The 16,053-nt window shown below is 73.1% G+C and carries 13 protein-coding genes and 1 tRNA gene; 9 read left to right on the plus strand and 5 right to left on the minus strand.

Features of this window, described 5'->3' with window-relative positions:
- Positions 1–134: 134 nt before the first annotated feature.
- On the plus strand, positions 135–1,031 hold the full coding sequence (locus tag ALMP_RS26100; protein ID WP_264932401.1) for a bifunctional DNA primase/polymerase: 897 nt from the start codon (positions 135–137) through the stop codon (positions 1,029–1,031).
- Between the two features lie 122 nt (positions 1,032–1,153).
- On the opposite strand, the gene ALMP_RS26105 is transcribed toward ALMP_RS26100, so the two are convergent.
- Both ALMP_RS26105 and ALMP_RS26110 read right to left on the minus strand, forming a co-directional pair.
- A tRNA-Ser gene (locus ALMP_RS26105) sits at positions 1,154–1,238 on the minus strand.
- A 92-nt stretch (positions 1,239–1,330) separates the two neighbouring features.
- Entirely contained in the window at positions 1,331–3,085 is a 1,755-nt protein-coding gene (locus ALMP_RS26110; protein ID WP_264932403.1) for a S1C family serine protease, read from the minus strand.
- 313 nt (positions 3,086–3,398) lie between these two features.
- Between ALMP_RS26110 and ALMP_RS26115 the strand changes: the two genes are divergently transcribed.
- The 3 genes from ALMP_RS26115 (at position 3,399) to ALMP_RS26125 (ending at position 6,288) form a co-directional block, all read left to right on the plus strand.
- Positions 3,399–4,238 carry a glycerophosphodiester phosphodiesterase gene (locus ALMP_RS26115; protein WP_264932405.1) on the plus strand — a complete coding sequence of 280 codons (840 nt, stop codon included), beginning with the start codon at positions 3,399–3,401 and terminating at the stop codon, positions 4,236–4,238.
- A 214-nt stretch (positions 4,239–4,452) separates the two neighbouring features.
- Positions 4,453–5,091, plus strand: coding sequence for an ATP-binding protein (locus tag ALMP_RS26120; RefSeq protein ID WP_264932407.1), 639 nt, complete (start codon positions 4,453–4,455; stop codon positions 5,089–5,091).
- 231 nt (positions 5,092–5,322) lie between these two features.
- A complete protein-coding gene (locus ALMP_RS26125; RefSeq protein ID WP_264932409.1) occupies positions 5,323–6,288 on the plus strand; it encodes an SEC-C domain-containing protein in 966 nt (321 codons plus the stop codon).
- Between the two features lie 276 nt (positions 6,289–6,564).
- Here ALMP_RS26125 and ALMP_RS26130 read toward each other — a convergent pair whose 3' ends face one another.
- Both ALMP_RS26130 and ALMP_RS26135 read right to left on the minus strand, forming a co-directional pair.
- Complete coding sequence (locus ALMP_RS26130; protein ID WP_264932411.1) at positions 6,565–7,152, minus strand: hypothetical protein; 588 nt, start codon at positions 7,150–7,152, stop codon at positions 6,565–6,567.
- 55 nt (positions 7,153–7,207) lie between these two features.
- Positions 7,208–7,873, minus strand: a complete 666-nt coding sequence (locus ALMP_RS26135) for a bifunctional DNA primase/polymerase (protein WP_264932413.1) — start codon at positions 7,871–7,873, stop codon at positions 7,208–7,210.
- Positions 7,874–8,385: 512 nt separating this feature from the next.
- Here ALMP_RS26135 and ALMP_RS26140 point away from each other — a divergent pair.
- The 4 genes from ALMP_RS26140 to ALMP_RS26155 all read left to right on the plus strand — a co-directional run bounded on the left by ALMP_RS26140 (position 8,386) and on the right by ALMP_RS26155 (position 14,202).
- A complete protein-coding gene (locus tag ALMP_RS26140) occupies positions 8,386–9,891 on the plus strand; it encodes a PP2C family protein-serine/threonine phosphatase (RefSeq protein ID WP_264932897.1) in 1,506 nt (501 codons plus the stop codon).
- Between the two features lie 103 nt (positions 9,892–9,994).
- Complete coding sequence (locus ALMP_RS26145) at positions 9,995–11,467, plus strand: aminopeptidase P family protein (RefSeq protein WP_264932415.1); 1,473 nt, start codon at positions 9,995–9,997, stop codon at positions 11,465–11,467.
- 12 nt (positions 11,468–11,479) lie between these two features.
- A complete protein-coding gene (locus ALMP_RS26150; RefSeq protein ID WP_264932417.1) occupies positions 11,480–12,853 on the plus strand; it encodes a PLP-dependent aminotransferase family protein in 1,374 nt (457 codons plus the stop codon).
- A gap of 89 nt (positions 12,854–12,942) precedes the next feature.
- Positions 12,943–14,202, plus strand: coding sequence for an MFS transporter (locus tag ALMP_RS26155; RefSeq protein WP_264932419.1), 1,260 nt, complete (start codon positions 12,943–12,945; stop codon positions 14,200–14,202).
- A 246-nt stretch (positions 14,203–14,448) separates the two neighbouring features.
- Here ALMP_RS26155 and ALMP_RS26160 read toward each other — a convergent pair whose 3' ends face one another.
- Positions 14,449–14,904 (minus strand): ATP-binding protein, encoded by a 456-nt coding sequence (locus ALMP_RS26160; RefSeq protein WP_264932421.1) that lies wholly within the window; start codon positions 14,902–14,904, stop codon positions 14,449–14,451.
- Positions 14,905–15,146: 242 nt separating this feature from the next.
- Here ALMP_RS26160 and ALMP_RS26165 point away from each other — a divergent pair, with 242 nt between their 5' ends.
- A complete protein-coding gene (locus ALMP_RS26165) occupies positions 15,147–16,034 on the plus strand; it encodes a hypothetical protein (protein ID WP_264932423.1) in 888 nt (295 codons plus the stop codon).
- Positions 16,035–16,053 lie beyond the last annotated feature (19 nt).

The following is a 16,053-nucleotide window of genomic DNA, read 5'->3' on the forward strand; positions in this document are numbered from 1 at the left end:
CAAGCCGGACACCCTGTCTCCAGCCCCGCCAAGGGGCGAAGCGTTCCGTCACATTTCCAGCCAATCGCTCCACGTCGGCGCGTCGGCCGCGACCCCCTCTTCCCTTACTCGAACGTGAGTACGAAAATGGGTTCATGGCCATCACCGACCGGTACCCCCGGCAGGCCACCACGCCGGCCCTCGCCCACGCCCTGTCGGCCGCCGAACGCGGCCTGGCCGTCCTCCCCCTGTCCCGGACGAAACTTCCGGCCCTGCGCTCCCCCCACCGCGACGACCCCGACCCCGCCGGCCCGCCCTGCCGAGGCGCGTGCGGCCGCCCCGGCCACGGCGTGTACGACGCCTCCTCCGACCCCGCCCGCGTCCGCGCACTGTTCGCCGCCGCGCCCTGGGCCACCGGCTACGGCATCGCCTGCGGGCTGCCGCCGCACCACCTGATCGGCGTCGACCTCGACACCAAGTCCGGCACGGACGCCTCGACGGCCCTGCGGGAACTGGCCCTGCGCCATCTGTTCACGATCCCGCCCACGGTCGTCGTCCTCACCCCGTCCGGCGGCCGTCACCTCTGGTTCACCGGCCCGCCGGACGTCGTCGTCCCCAACTCCGCCGGCCGGCTCGCCCCCGGCATCGACATCCGCGGCGCCGGCGGCTATCTGGTCGGCCCCGGTTCCCGCACCGACCACGGCGTCTACACCACCGCACCTGGCACCGGGCACCTCATCCCGGCCCCCTGCCCACGCGCCCTCCTGCGCCTGCTGCTCCCGCCGCCCCGCAGAAGCTCCACCCCCCGCGCGACGGCGGCGGGTGCACACGGCCGGGGCCTGGTCCGGTTCGTCCTCGCCGCCCACGAGGGCCAGCGCAACACCCGCCTGTACTGGGCGGCCTGCCGGGCCTACGAGAACGGCATCGGCCCCGCCCTGGCCGACGCCCTCACCGACGCCGCCGTCCGCACCGGCCTGACCGCCCACGAGGCCCGCGCCACGATCGCCTCGGCCTCACGCATGACACAGGGCCGGGGCACCCTACTCACGTGAGCAGACTGGCCCCCGCCCGGCCCACACCCGGCCCACTCGCCCGGAGGCACCTTCCACCACCGACCGGCGCGCACGAGAACGGCCCCCGACCGTACTGCCTGGTCGGAGGCCGTTCCTCTACGCGGTGGGTGTGGGATTTGAACCCACGGTGGCTCGCGCCACGACGGTTTTCAAGACCGTTCCCTTAGGCCGCTCGGGCAACCCACCCCGCGCCGCACGATCACATCACGCGCGGTGCGGGGACAAGAGTAACGGGTGGGCACGCGCGCGTGTGGGTCGCTTGTGCTGAGGGGGCGCGGTCAGCTGTCGCCCTTGCGGGAGCCCAGGGTGAGGTCGACCGTGTTGGTCTTGCCGTCGCGCTCGTAGGTGATCGTGACCTTGTCGCCGGGCTGGTGGGTCCAGATCTCGCCGATGAGGGTCGGGCCGCTGTCGATCACCGTGTCGTCGAGCTTGGTGATGACGTCGCCGGGCTTGAGGCCCGCCTTGTCGGCGGGGCCGCCCGCCTCGACCGCCGCGGCGCCGTTCGCGCCCTCGTCGCTGATCTCCGCGCCGGCGGTGGACTCCGCCAGGGAGACCGAGGCGCCGATCTTGGCGTACACCGGCTCGCCTGTCTTGATCAGCTGCTGGGCGACGTACTTGGCCTGGTTGATCGGGATGGCGAAGCCGAGGCCGATCGAACCGGACTGGCTGGTGCCGCCGAGGCCGCCGCTGCCGGTGGACTGGATCGCGGAGTTGATGCCGATCACGTTGCCCTGGGCGTCGAGCAGCGGGCCGCCGGAGTTGCCCGGGTTGATGGAGGCGTCCGTCTGGAGGGCGCTCATGTAGGAGGCGTTGTTGCTGGTGCCGTCGGAGGAGGCGACCGGGCGGTTCTTGGCGCTGATGATGCCGGTCGTGACCGTGTTGGACAGGCCGAAGGGCGCGCCGATGGCGATCGTGGAGTCGCCCACGGCCACCTTGTCGGAGTCGCCCAAGGTCAGCGGCTTCAGGTCCGCGGGGGCGTTCTTCAGCTTGATGACGGCGACGTCGTAGCCCTGGGCGTGGCCGACGACCTCGGCGTCGTACTTCTTGCCGCTCGGGAAGGTGGCCGTGACCTTGCCGCCGTCCACGGCCTCCGCGACGACGTGGTTGTTGGTGACGATGTGGCCCTGGGTGTCGAAGACGAAGCCGGTGCCGGTGCCGCCCTCGCCGTTGCTGGACTCGGCCTCGATGGTGACGGTGCTGGGCAGCGCCTTGGCGGCGACGGCCGCGACCGTGCCCGGGTCGCGCTTGACGGAGCCACCGGTGTCGGAGGCGGAGACGGTGGTCGAGCCGGTCTCGTCGTCGTTCTTGGCGAGGGTGTAGCCGAGGCCGCCGCCCAGACCGCCGGCGAACAGCGCGGCGATCAGGACCGCGGCGACGAGACCGCCGCGGCCGCGGCGGGCCTTCGGCTGGGTGGGCTGCTGGTAGGACGAGCCCCAGGCGGGCGGCTCGCCGCCGGAGTCACCACCGAAGCCGGAGCCCGAGCCACCGCCGAAGCCGGAGTCGCCGCCGAAGGCTGAGCCGGTGTGGCCGCCGCCGAAGCCGGAGTCACCGCCGAAGGCGGAGCCGGTGTGGCCGCCGGCGGCCGGGTTGGCGCCGTAGCCGCCTTCGTACGACGGGGTGGCCGGCGGAGGGGGCGGCCAAGCGCCGTCGGGCGCGGTCGAACCCTGTGGCACCGAGGCCTGGGCCGCGGTCGCGCCCTGCGGCACGGAAGCCTGAGGCGCGGAGGCCGGGGGCTCGGTGGAACCCTGCGGCGCGGAGGCCGGGGGCGTGGTGGGGGCAGCGGGCGCGGGCGGTCCCTGGGGCGCGGTGGGCGGCGGCCACTCGGGGTCGGGCGCGCTGCCCGTGGCGGCGTAGGGGCCGGTCGGGGCGTCCTGGGTCTGCGGGGGTGTGGCCGGGAGCGGGGTGGTGGGCGCGCCGGCGTCCGGCGCGGTCGTCCGCGGGGAGGCCGAGGGAGATTCCACCGGCACGGGGGGTGCGGACGGGGCCGGGGGGACCGTGGTGCCCTCGTTGGTGCCCTCGTTCTCGGTGCTCACAGCTCTTCTCCTCGATCCACGGCTGTTGTCGGTCGCACTGGGTCACGTACGCGCTGTCGTCGACCCGGGCGCGCTTCAGCTGTGCGTGTGCTTTTTGTACGTCTCAGCTTTTCCCACGGGCCGTCAGAGCACCATAAGCGGTGGCTGTGGGTCCATGGCCATTCTTTACATCGTTCCTTTTTGTGCAATTCGGGCGGTTCTCCGGAACATCTCAGGTGGTTCTCAGAGGGTTCTCAGACTCCGCCCGCTCCCTCCCGGCCCCTTGACCCGATCCGACCGGACGCGTACCCCGCCCGGGTGGCACCATGACGCGGTGACCCACGCACGGCAGCAGCACCCGATTCAGGTCGTCGCCCACCGCGGGGCTTCCGAGGAGGCCCCGGAGCACACCCTGGCCGCGTACAAGAAGGCGATCGAGGACGGTGCGGACGCCCTCGAGTGCGATGTGCGGCTGACCGCGGACGGTCATCTCGTCTGCGTCCACGACCGCCGCGTCAACCGTACGTCCAACGGCCGCGGGGCCGTCTCCGCCCTGGAGCTCGCCGACCTCGCCGCCCTGGACTTCGGCTCGTGGAAGTCGCGGGAGGCCAAGGAGGCCTGGAGCGGGCGCGACGAGGAGCCCGACTGGGAGGTCCGGCCCGAGGACCGCGAGGAGACCTCCGTCCTGACCCTGGAGCGGCTGCTGGAGCTCGTCGCGGACTCGGGGCGGCGTGTGGAACTGGCCATCGAGACCAAGCACCCGACGCGCTGGGCCGGGCAGGTGGAGGAGCGGCTGCTGCTGCTCCTGAAGCGGTTCGGCCTGGACGCGCCGGACACGGCGGCCGAGTCGCCGGTGCGGATCATGAGCTTCTCGGCGCGTTCGCTGCATCGCGTGCGTGCCGCCGCGCCGACCCTGCCGACGGTCTATCTGATGCAGTTCGTCTCGCCCCGGCTGCGGGACGGGCGGCTGCCCCAGGGGGTGGGCATCGCGGGTCCGTCGATCCGCATCGTGCGCAACCACCCCACATATGTGGAGCGGCTGAAGCGGGCCGGCCACCAGGTGCACGTGTGGACGGTGAACGAGATCGACGACGTCGACCTGTGCGTCGGACTCGGCGTCGACGCGATCATCACCAACCGCCCGCGCGCGGTGCTGCGCCGGCTGGGCCGCTGAGACCCCCGGCACATCGGCGCCGCAGCACCCCGGCACCCCGGCCCGAGCCGTAGGAAGTCACAGAAGTCCCACTGGTCCCATGCACACCTCTTGACCCGACCGGTCACCTGAAGCATCCTCCGATCTCGGCCAAGTCGAAGAAATTCAGCCACACAATGGCCGTCCCCTCACGGGGAGTGCTCCGGCGTGTTCGGTCCGTGTTCGTACGGTAAGAATGCGTCTCCGGACCTGGATTGGCCGGTTTCCGGTACAGGCCAATGGGGCATCCACACCGTGGCGTGGGGCGAAGGAGGTCTCGGGGGTGGCGTTGGTGGTGGCACAGGAGGTGCCCACGTCGTCGAGCATGGCCGTACCCCATGGCCCTGCGGGCGTGGGCAAGGCGAGACACCGCATGCGCGACCAGTTGCGCAGGGGCGGGGTCTCCGAAACGGTCATCGACGATGCCGTACTGATCCTTTCCGAACTCTTGAGCAACGCGTGCAAGCACGGCCGGCCCCTGGGCGACCGCCTCGCCGGGGACGGTGAGGTGCTGGCCGCGTGGCGCGTGGACCCGAGCGGCCGGCTGGTCGTCGAGGTGACCGACGGCGGCGGCCCGACCCGCCCGGCCCCGGCCACCCCCTCGGTCACCGCGCACGGCGGCCGGGGACTCAACATCATCACGGCGCTGGCCGACGACTGGGGCGTGCGGGACGACGCCCGGGGCGAGGTCACCGTCTGGGTCGTCGTGCACGAGGACGTGTACGACCCCGACGCCGGATGCCGACGCGACGACTTCGCCTCCCGGGTCACCGCCCCGGCGGTGTCGTCGATGCCCGACCTGGACTTCACGGACGCGTTCGACGACCTGGACTAGGTCCTGGAGCGGTTTCCGGTCCCCCGCGTGACACAGACCCGTCCGGCACCGCACGGACCTCTCACCCCAGACTCGCCCGACTCCCCACAGACCCCTCACCCACAGACCCGCCCGACCCCCCACGGACCTGTCGTCACAAACCTGGCCGTTGTCCACAGGTTCCCGTGACTCCTCGTACGAACGGCTAGGCTCCCGCCCGTACCAGACGAGCCGTACCCGGGAGACACCCAGATGGCCAAGAAGCGATCCCAGACGAAGGCCGGCCGGCCGCAGATCACCGACGGTGAGATCCCGGTCGTCGGTGCCCGGGAGCCCTGCCCCTGTGGCAGCGGCCGCCGCTACAAGGCCTGCCACGGCCGGGCCGCCGCGCATGCCGCGACCGAGCTGGTGCAGCGTCCGTTCGAGGGCCTGCCGGGCGAGTGCGACTGGGTGGCGCTGCGCGAGCTGGTCCCGGCGGCCACGGTCGAGCTGACGCTGAAGGACGGCCTGCCCGAGGGCGTCCCGTCGGTCACGCTGGCCACCGTGCTGCCGATGGCCTGGCCCGCCCTGCGCCGCGACGACGGCTCGGTCCTGCTCGGCCTGCAGAACGACACGGCCTCGGGCGACATCAGCCGCGATCTGGCCGACACCCTCCAGCGGGCCCTGGAGGCGGAGCCGGGCACGCCCGTACAGGGTCGCCGCGCCCCGTCCGACGGCCCGCGCATGCAGGATCTGCTCGACCCGGAAGGCGCGTTCGAGCCAGTCGTGCACAGCGGTTTCGAGTTCTGGGTGCCGGACCCGGAGAACGCGACGCCGGAGGTGGCCGCTTCCCTGGAGCGGGCCAACGCGGCGGCGATCCCGACCGTGAAGCTGACCGGCGTGGACGCCGCCTACTGGTGCGAGACGCCGGAGAAGAACCACCTGCGCTGGGTCATGCCGCACCCGGAGGAGCAGCTTCTGGACGCGCTGGCGCGTCTGCACGCGGCGGGCCGTTCCAGCCTCGGCGAGGGCACCCGGCTGGTGGGCTCCTTCCGGGCGCACGGCCTGACGGTGCCGGTCTGGGACCTGCCCAGCGGGGTCTCGGCGGAGGACGTGGAGAAGCCGGCCGCCGAGTTCGCCGAGCGCCTCGCCACCGCTCTGGCCTCGGACGCGCCGCTCACCGCGGACGAGCGACGCGCGCGCGGCGGCCTCACCAACCGACAGGTGACGCTCAGCTGACGGACCGGCCCGAGGGGCCGTTCCGGCTGACCGACCGGTCAGTCTCCGGGTCGGCGGAAGGCGTGACTCCGCTCACAACTCCCGTGTGCGCAAGGCGAGTCGGAGCCAGAAGGCCACCTTCTGCCGGTGTCCGGAAAGCCGATGAAAACAAGAGATCGAATTTGCTTGGAGCCGATCTCTTGTTACCGTTCGAGTAGCCCGGTTGCTGGTGCATCCCCCGTCGCCAGCAACCGGGTCTTTTCATGCCGGACGCCGTTCACGCCCCGACATCGCACGTCAACTGCCCGAGTCCGCCTCGGAGTTGCTGCCGGAGCGCAGCAGCAGCGGCCCGTCGCCGCCCGCCTCGGCGAACTCCGCGACCGCCGTGTACGCGGCCGGCCGGCCCTGGCCGCGCTCACGGGGCGTCTCGCAGGCCGCCGGCTCGTCGTCGGAGCCCACGGCGCAGCGCATCCGCACGGTGTGCCCCTTGGGCCCCATGAAGCTCAGGACGGCCTCCAGGGCGCGGCCGGTGGCGTTGCGGTAGTAGGTGCGCGCCCAGGTCTCCTCGCCCTGCGTCAGCACACAGGTCTGCGCCTCGACGCCGTCGGGAGAGGTGAGTTCGGGTCCGCAGCGGGCGGCGGTGGCGAGGCCCAGCCCGAGCAGCCCGGGCGAGCCGGAGGGCCGCGCGGGCTGCCCGGACGGGGCCTTGGGGTCCGTACCGGGAGCGGCCGAGGGGAACACGGTGTCGACCAGGGACCGCGAGCGCGCGGACGAGGACGCGTCCGGTCGCCTCTCGTCGTCCACGGACCCCGCGGACGCCATGGCAAGAGGCAGTGCGACCACGCACACCACGACGCCCCCGAGGGCGAGGAGACGAAGGTTCATAGGGCGGAAGATAACGAGCGCGGGCGGGTATCCCGCCCGCGCGCGCCCGACACCCCTACAACTCGGGCGCGCTCACACCCGTACGAGTGAGGGCGTCGACGACCGCGTCCACCACGGCCTCCACGTCGGGCACCCAGGGCGAGGCCGAGCCGGGCAGCGGCGCCCGCTCCCAGCGGATCTCCCCCTGGCCGGTCTCGGAGGGGGGCAGGGCGAGATAGCCGCCCTCGCCGTGGAAGCGCAGGGAGCCGGGGACGAAGTCCTTGGCGTACAGCAGTTCGCCCAACTGCTCCATCCCGTACGGCCGCACGAGGATCGACCAGCGGGTGGGCGCGGCGACCACCGGGCCGAGGCGCATGCCCTGGCGGTCGAGCGCGGTGAGCGCGCGGGAGGCCGCGAGGGCGGGCAGGCTGACCGCGCAGGGCGCGCTGCCCCCCGTGGCCAGGACGATCGGGGCGGCCGGCCGGTTGGTCCACCACCAGCGCACCATGCGCGCGTCGGTGGTGGCCGCGAGGAGGCCGGGGTCGAAGGGGTGGGCACCGGGCACCGAGCACTCCGGGTCGGGGCAGCCGCAACGGGAACGCCCCTGCGGGTCCGCCGTCACGCCCGGGAGTACGGGCCACTGCCATTCCGTCGCGAAGGCCAGGGCCGCGTCGATCAACTCAGGCCCCCCGTCGCTGCGCTGGGACAGGAGCCTGCGTCGCCTTCCGAGGATCTCGCGCATGAGCGCTCGTTCCTTTCCGTTGCACCGCTGGCAACACCGTGGGCCACATCACACCATGTGTCGATCACTTCACTGGGCGTACCTGTTGGCGCATCACACCCCTGTCATGGACAAGGGGAACCCCTCGGGTTCGTTCGTCGGCTGCTTGCGCGGCCACTCCGTCCATACTGCGCCCACCTCGTGCGTGGGCCTGGCGTGGGGTGGCGAAGTCTGGCGTTTTGCCGTGCGCGTGGTTCTCTCCGCCTCCACCACGGGAGGATGGGGCACGGTCGTCGGTGGCTAAGACGCCCGGGCCGGTCACCAGGTTCCGGGTGGCTCCCAACGACCCCTGGTCCTTACCGAGTACGTACCCATCACGACCGCTGTGACGCTCCGTGGAGCAAGCCCAGTCGACCGCAATCACCTGTTACCCGAGGCAGTTTTAAGCCAACTTTGCTTTTTCGCAAGGGAGCCGGACCATCGTGCGCGACAACACCGCAGGCCCCACGGACACCAGCGATCTTCGCAGGACAATGCTGGACATCCCATCACGAGTGCGTGTACATGTGGAGACACTGCTAGCGGCGCAGAACGACATGGGGGTTTGCGATGCTTTTGCGCAATACGCACCGGTCCGAGAGCCGGACACCATGAACGCCCCGCACCCCCCGAAAGTGGCCGGAATCGATTCAACGCTTCCCTCGCCCACACACACTGTCGCGCCCGCGTCCGCCGCCCCAGCCGCCCCACCGGTCCCTCCCGCCGCAGGAGCCCTCCTCCAGGACCGTCTCGCCGGCTGGGTGTCCGATCTCACGACCCTCCACGAACTCACCGAACGCCTGGCCCGAACGGACACCCTGGCCGACGCCCTCCAGGAACTGCTGCACGCCGGTGCCGCCCTCGTGGGCGCCCGGCGCGGTCTCGTGGTCCTGGAACCGGCCGACGGACTCGGCCCGGACACCACCATCGGCCTCGGTCTCGGCCGGGCCGACCTCGGCCACATCGAGACCGTGCCGCGCAGCGCCCTGTCCTACGGCCGGATCCTCGACGGACTGCCCGGCGGCGACGGCGAGATCGCCGAGCCCGACCTGTTCGCCGAGGACGGCCTCGACCCCCGCCACCGCGAGGTCGCCGCCCGTCTCGGCTACGCCGCCAGCTACGCCCTGCCCCTCGCCGGGGAGGGCGCGGGCCGCCTGGGCGCCGCCGTCTGGCTCTACGACGATCCCGCCGAGCCGGTCGAGCGCCAGCGCCACCTGGCCGGCCTGTACGTCCGCTACGCCGCCGAGCACCTCGCCCGCCTCGTGGAGATCGAGCGCACACGCGCGTGCATGGCGACGATCTCCGAGGAACTGCTGCCGTCCCGGCTCCCCCGCGTCTACGGCGTCCAGCTGGCCGCCCGGCACCGCACCGGCCCGCGCGGCGGTGGCGACTGGTACGACGCGCTGCCGCTGCCGGACGCCGCCCTGGGCCTGGCGGTCGGCTCGGTCACCGGTTCCGGGGCCAGCGCGATCGCCGCGATGGGCCGGCTGCGCGCCTCCCTGCGCGCCTACGCGGTGATGGAGGGCGAGGACCCGGTCGCCGTCCTGTCCGACCTGGAGCTGCTGCTGCGGCTGACCGAGCCCGCCCGTTCCGCCACCGCCCTGTTCGCCTACTGCGAGCCCGCGCTGCGCAAGATCACCCTGGCGGGGGCCGGGCACTGCCCGCCGCTGCTGGTCGGCGCGCGGCGCACGGAGTTCGTGGAGACCTCGGTCTCCGCGCCGCTGGGAATGCTCGCCTGCTGGGAGGCGCCGAGCGTGGAGCTCCAGGCCGAGCCCGGCGAGACGGTCCTGCTGTACACCGACGGACTGCTGCACCGCACCGGCGCCCCCACCGACCGCGCCTTCGCCCGGCTGCACGCGGCCGCCGCCGGCGTACCCAAGGCGGTCCGCCACGACCCGGGCGCGCTCGCCGACCATGTGCTGCGCACGATGCTGCCGGAGGGGCTGGACGCGACCGACGGCACGGAGGACGTCGTCCTGCTCGCGGCACGGTTCGAGTAGCTCACGGCACGGTTCCGAGCCGAGGACGGCGGCGGTCTCGCGCCCCGGGCTCCCCGTACGCACGACCGTACGATGGAGGGGGTCCAGTGCCGTATCGAGGAGGATGACCGTGGCGGAAGAGCTCCCGGAGACCCCGGAGACCGCTGAAGAAGAGCCGATCAAGCAGCGCAAGAACGGCCTGTACCCGGGCGTGTCCGACGAGCTGGCCGAGAACATGAAGTCCGGCTGGGCCGACACCGAGCTGCGTGACCTGGAGCCGATCGCCCAGGCCGCCGAGACGGCCGCCCGCCGCGCCGCGCTCTCCGCGCGCTTCCCCGGTGAGCGCCTCGTGATCCCCGCGGGCAACCTGAAGACGCGCTCGAACGACACCGAGTACCCCTTCCGCGCCTCCGTCGAGTACGCCTACCTCACCGGCAACCAGACCGAGGACGGCGTGCTGGTCCTGGAGCCCAAGGGCGACGCCCATGCCGCGACGATCTACCTCCTGCCGCGCTCCGACCGTGAGAACGGCGAGTTCTGGCTCTCCGGCCACGGCGAGCTGTGGGTCGGCCGCCGGCACTCGCTCACCGAGGCCGAGAAGCTGTACGGCATCCCCGCCTCCGACGTGCGCGAGCTGGCCGACACGCTGCGCGAGGCGACCGGCCCGGTGCGGGTCGTGCGGGGCCACGACGCCGGCATCGAGGCCGCGCTGACCGACAAGGTCACCGCCGAACGCGACGAGGAACTGCGCGTCTTCCTCTCCGAGGCCCGTCTCGTCAAGGACGACTTCGAGATCGGTGAGCTGCAGAAGGCCGTCGACTCGACGGTGCGCGGTTTCGAGGACGTCGTACGGGTGCTGGACAAGGCCGAGGCGACCTCCGAGCGCTACATCGAGGGCACGTTCTTCCTCCGCGCGCGCGTGGAGGGCAACGACGTCGGCTACGGCACCATCGCCGCCGCCGGCCCGCACGCCTGCACCCTGCACTGGGTGCGCAACGACGGCCCGGTGCGTTCGGGTGAGCTGCTGCTGCTGGACGCGGGCGTCGAGACGCACACGTACTACACCGCGGACGTCACCCGCACGCTGCCGGTCAACGGGCGGTTCAGCGACATCCAGAAGAAGATCTACGACGCCGTGTACGACGCGCAGGAGGCGGGCATCGCGGCGGTCAGGCCGGGCGCGAAGTACCGCGACTTCCATGACGCGGCGCAGCGCGTGCTGGCCGAGCGGCTCGTCGAGTGGGGGCTCGTCGAGGGACCGGTGGAGCGGGTGCTGGAGCTGGGCCTCCAGCGCCGCTGGACGCTGCACGGCACCGGGCACATGCTCGGCATGGACGTCCACGACTGCGCCGCCGCGCGGGTGGAGTCGTACGTGGACGGAGTCCTGGAGCCCGGCATGGTCCTGACGGTCGAGCCGGGGCTGTACTTCCAGGCCGACGACCTGACCGTCCCGGAGGAGTACCGGGGGATCGGCGTGCGGATCGAGGACGACATCCTGGTGACGGACGACGGGAACCGGAACCTGTCGGCGGGCCTTCCGAGGCGGTCCGACGAGGTCGAGACCTGGATGGCCTCGCTCAAGGGGTCCCAGGGCTGAGTGCCGCGGTCCATGGCTGATCACGCCCCCGAGGGCGTCGGTGTGGACCTGCACCTGGAGGCGGACCCCGCAGAAGGGCGTCGCGCCGGGCTCGAGCGTGCCCTGCGCGACGCCGTGCGCGACGGGCGGCTCGCGCCCGGGACGCGGCTGCCGGCCACCCGGCGACTCGCGGCCGAGACGGGCATCTCGCGCAACACCGTGAAGGCCGCCTACGACCAGCTCGTCGCCGAGGGATACCTCACCGCGCGGCAGGGATCGGGGACCCGGGTCGCCGCGCTGCCGTCCGTCGCCTCCGAGACGCCGGGAACGGCCACGCGCGCCCGTGAGCCCCGGTTCGACCTGCGGCCCGGCAGCCCCGACGTCGGGGCGTTCCCGGCGGCGGCCTGGCTGCGGGCGCTGCGCCGCGCCATCGCGACGGCACCCTCCCTGGCGTACGACTACGGCGATCCGCGCGGGCGGATCGAGCTGCGGACGGCGCTGTCGGGGTATCTGGGGCGGGCGCGCGGGGTGATCGCGCCGCCGGAGCGGATCGTGATCACCTCCGGGTACGTGCAGGGGCTCGCGCTGCTCACACGGGTGCTGGAGGGTGCGCCGGTGGCCATGGAGGATCCGGGGCTGCCGTTCCACCGGGAGGTCGTGCGCCGCAACGGCGGGCGGGTCGTGCCCGTCGGCGTCGACGGGCGGGGGGTGTGCGTGGACGCTCTGGGGGACTCGGCCGCCGTCGTCGTCACCCCCGCGCACCAGTACCCGACCGGGGTGACCCTGCACCCGGAGCGGCGGCGGGCGCTGACGGACTGGGCACGCGCGCGTGACGCGCTGATCGTCGAGGACGACTACGACGGGGAGTTCCGTTACGACCGGCAGCCGGTGGGCGCGCTCCAGGGAATGGCGCCCGGGCAGGTCGTCTACCTCGGCACCGCCTCCAAGACCCTCGGGCCCGCGCTGCGGCTCGGCTGGATGGTGCTGCCGCCACGGCTCGTCGACGCCGTCGCCGACGCCAAGCTCCACAGCGACCACCACACCGAGACCATCGGGCAGCTCGCCCTCACCGAACTGATCGACAGCCATGCCTACGACCGGCATGTGCGCGCGTGCCGGCTGCGCTACCGGCGCCGCAGGGACCTGCTGCTGGAGCGGCTGGGCGCGCGGCGGGGCGTGCGCGGGATCGCGGCCGGGCTGCACGCGCTGGTCGAGGTCGGCGACGAGGCGGAGGTGCTGGCCCGCGCGGAGGCGGAGGGGCTCGCCGTAGGACACCTGGGCGAGCACTGGCACGGCGACCGGCCGGCGGGGCGCCCGCAGGGGCTGGTGGTCGGCTACGGGACGCCCCGGGAACGGGCCTATCCGCAGGCGTTGGACGTGCTGGTGAAGGTGCTGGGCGGGGCCTGACGGGGCTGCGCAGGGATCGTGATTGGGCCATTCGCGGGGCGGGTGATTGGTGCTTCTGGCGGGTCCAATACGGCCCTAGCGTCGTAGGCATGACAAAGACCCGCCCGCAGCGGCTGCTCGCCCTGGCCCAGTTGAGCAACTCGGTCGGGGACGGCGCCTACTACACGACGTCGGCCCTGTACTTCACCCAGGTCGCCGGACTCGCCCCCGCGCGCGTGGGGCTCGGGCTGACCCTCGGATGGGCGGTCGGCTCACTGGCCGGGGTGCCGCTGGGCCGGCTGGCCGACCGGCGCGGCCCGCGCGGTACGGCGGTGCTGCTGGCGCTGGCGACCGCGCTCGCGGTGGCGTCGTTCACGCTCGTGCGCGGGTTCCTGCCGTTCGTGCTGGTGGCCTGCGGGTACGCGGCCGCGCAGTCGGGACTCGCGGCGGCCCGGCAGGCGTTGCTGGCGGGGCTGGTGCCCGCCGGGGAGCGGACGGGGCTGCTGGCGTGGTTGCAGGCGACGCTCAACGCCGGTCTCGCGGTGGGGGCCGGGCTCGGCGGGCTCGCGCTGCACGCCGGGACGCGGGAGGCGTACCTCGCGGTGTTCGTGGCCGACGCGGTGAGCTTCCTGGTGTGCGCGCTGCTGCTGGCCGGGCTGCCGGCGGTGGCGGCGGGTCCGGTGCGGCCGCGTGGGCGGCTGGGCGTGCTGCGGGACCGGCCGTACGCGGTCGTCGCCCTGCTGAACACCGTGCTGTTGCTGCGGCTGCCGCTGCTCAGCCTGGTGCTGCCGCTGTGGATCACATCACGGACCGGAGCACCGGCGTGGCTGGTCTCCGCGCTGTTCGTGCTCAACACCGCCGCGGTGACCGTGTTCCAGGTCCGGGCGGCACGGGGTGTGACCGGTGTGGACAGCGCCTCGCGCGTGCTGCGCCGCTCGGGGTGGGTGATGGCCGCGGCGTGCGCGGTGTTCGCGCTCTCCGCGGGCGCCTCGCCCTGGGTCGCGGCGGGCGTCCTGGTCCTGGGGGCGGTGCTTCAGGTGGTGGCGGAGATGGGGCAGTCGGCGGGCTCCTGGCAGCTGTCGTTCGAGCTGGCCCCGGCCGACCGGGTCGGCGAGTACCAGGGCTTCTTCGGGACGGGCGTCACGGTCGCCCGCACCCTCGGGCCGCTGATGCTGACCTGGCTGCTGGTCGAGTGGGGGACGCCGGGCTGGCTGCTGCTGGGCGGGGTGACGCTGGCGGCGTCGTACGGGGTGGGGCCGGCGGCCCGATGGGCGGCGGCGGGGCGGCGGGAGGCCGAGGTCGGGGTCGGGGTGGAGGGGGTGGGTCCTATGGGCAGTGTGAGAGGGCTCCGGACGGAAGCCGCACGCTAGGGACGGGCTCTGAGATGGGCCCAGCCCTACGGACAGGGCTCTGAAGTGGGAGCCCCGTCATCGGCGCCCGGTCATCAGGCCACCGGCCTCGCCGGTGGCGTGAGCGGCAGCGGCGAGGCGACGAACAGCGCTCCCGCCAGCAGCCCCGCGCTGCCCCGTGGGCTCCACGCGTGCGTGGAGATCGGTGAGGAACCCGAATCGGCCGCGGGCCCGGCGAGGCGTCCCTGCACCGCCGTCAGCGGCGCGTCACACCGCCATCAGCGGCGCGTCCTTGCGCCACTTGAGGATCTTGTCGAAGCTCACCACGGCCCCGCCGCGCCCCGGCTTGTTGCCGACGTGCACATGGTCGGCGAGCTCCCGGATGAGGAACAGGCCGCGCCCCTCCTCGGCGTCGGCGCCCACACGGACCGGTTCCGGCGCGGGGCGATCGGCGTCGAAGCCCGGGCCGGAGTCCGCGACCTCGATGCGGCACATCTCGCCATCGAGGTAGGCGGTGACGCGGTACGCCTCCGAACAGCCGCCGATCCCGCCGTCCCCGCCATGCTCCACGGCGTTGGCGCAGGCCTCGCTCAGGGCCACCGAGAGGTCGTAGGAGACATCGGGGTCGACGCCCGCCGTCTCCATGGCGCCGAGCAGCAGGCGCCGGGCGAGCGGCACGCTCGCGGCCTCGCGCCGCAAATGGAGTGACCACCAGATGCTCATGCTCCAGCCTCCAGGCCGCGGCTCGACATACCGATACGTATTGCCACCACACGCCGTGAGTAAGCGTGAATTCCGCGTGATGCCGCCCATATGGGGGATGCACGGCAGGCCGGAAAGGGTGTATGTGGGACCGATGTGAATCAGTCACACCAGTCCCACCAGAGAGTGATCTTCCCTCCGGCACGGAATCTTGTGGACCTGCCGTATGGGTGTAGTGAGGCCAGTGCGATGATGAGCCCGCCATGACTGACCCCCACCAGCGCACGGCGCGCTCCGGAGGTGATCTCCGGCTGCTGCGGGCCGCGGTGTTCGCCGCGGTCTGCGTCGTGCTGGCTGCGGCCGGTCACACGACGGCCTCCTGCGCCACGGTTCCGCTGTGGACCCTCGGCGCCGGGTTCCTGGGGGTTCTGGCGGTCGTGGTGCCGCTCGCCGGGCGCGAGCGGTCACTGCCGGGCATCGCGGCGCTGCTCGCCGTCGGACAGACCGTGCTGCACACGCTGTTCGGCCTGGGACAGCACGGCACGGCGGCCGCGGTGTCCTCGTCGGCCGCAGCGGCCTCGTCGGTCTCGTCGGCCTCGTCGACGACGGTCCTCTCCGACGCCGCGCTGGTCGAGCGGGCCGCCCGGCTGCTGTGCGGGGCCACGGCGGCCGCGATCAGCCCAGCCCAGGCGCAGAAACTCCTCATCGACGCGCGGCTTTACAACCCGGGCGCCGGCGGCGGCATGAACATGGCTTCCTCGGGCTCCGCGCACCACGCTGCGGACGCCCTCCCCGCCGCCGGCGCGTCGACGTCGCTGTCGGCCTCCCTGCTGCCCTCCCTGCCGATGCTGCTCGGCCATGTCCTCGCGGCCGTCGCCGTCGGATGGCTGCTGCGGCACGGCGACGCGGCTCTGCGGCGGCTGGTGGAACTGTCGGCGCACGGCGTCGCCGAGACGGCCCTCGTCCGGTCCCTGCGCGGGGCGCTCGCGCTGGTGCGGGCGCTGCTCGCGGGGCTGCCTGCCGTGCCGGAGGCGGGTCCGCGCACCCCGCGCACCGCCCTGCTCGCGCCGGCCATGCCCAGCACGGGCGCACTCCAGCACACGGTGATCAGGCGCGGCCCGCCGGCCGCCGCCCTCGTCCTCGCTGCCTGACGCGACGCGACCAGCACTC

The sequence above is a fragment of the Streptomyces sp. A012304 genome (assembly GCF_026008495.1).
Taxonomy (GTDB): Bacteria; Actinomycetota; Actinomycetes; order Streptomycetales; family Streptomycetaceae; genus Streptomyces.

Bases quoted from the DNA above. Each gene is read 5' to 3' on its own strand.
- ALMP_RS26120 (WP_264932407.1), top strand. From the start codon at position 4,453: ATGCGTCTCCGGACCTGGATTGGCCGGTTTCCGGTACAGGCCAATGGG.
- ALMP_RS26135 (WP_264932413.1), bottom strand. From the start codon at position 7,873: ATGCGCGAGATCCTCGGAAGGCGACGCAGGCTCCTGTCCCAGCGCAGC.
- ALMP_RS26155 (WP_264932419.1), top strand. From the start codon at position 12,943: ATGACAAAGACCCGCCCGCAGCGGCTGCTCGCCCTGGCCCAGTTGAGC.
- ALMP_RS26140 (WP_264932897.1), top strand. From the start codon at position 8,386: ATGCTGGACATCCCATCACGAGTGCGTGTACATGTGGAGACACTGCTA.
- ALMP_RS26150 (WP_264932417.1), top strand. From the start codon at position 11,480: ATGGCTGATCACGCCCCCGAGGGCGTCGGTGTGGACCTGCACCTGGAG.
- ALMP_RS26130 (WP_264932411.1), bottom strand. From the start codon at position 7,152: ATGAACCTTCGTCTCCTCGCCCTCGGGGGCGTCGTGGTGTGCGTGGTC.
- ALMP_RS26165 (WP_264932423.1), top strand. From the start codon at position 15,147: ATGACTGACCCCCACCAGCGCACGGCGCGCTCCGGAGGTGATCTCCGG.
- ALMP_RS26145 (WP_264932415.1), top strand. From the start codon at position 9,995: ATGACCGTGGCGGAAGAGCTCCCGGAGACCCCGGAGACCGCTGAAGAA.
- ALMP_RS26100 (WP_264932401.1), top strand. From the start codon at position 135: ATGGCCATCACCGACCGGTACCCCCGGCAGGCCACCACGCCGGCCCTC.
- ALMP_RS26125 (WP_264932409.1), top strand. From the start codon at position 5,323: ATGGCCAAGAAGCGATCCCAGACGAAGGCCGGCCGGCCGCAGATCACC.
- ALMP_RS26160 (WP_264932421.1), bottom strand. From the start codon at position 14,904: ATGAGCATCTGGTGGTCACTCCATTTGCGGCGCGAGGCCGCGAGCGTG.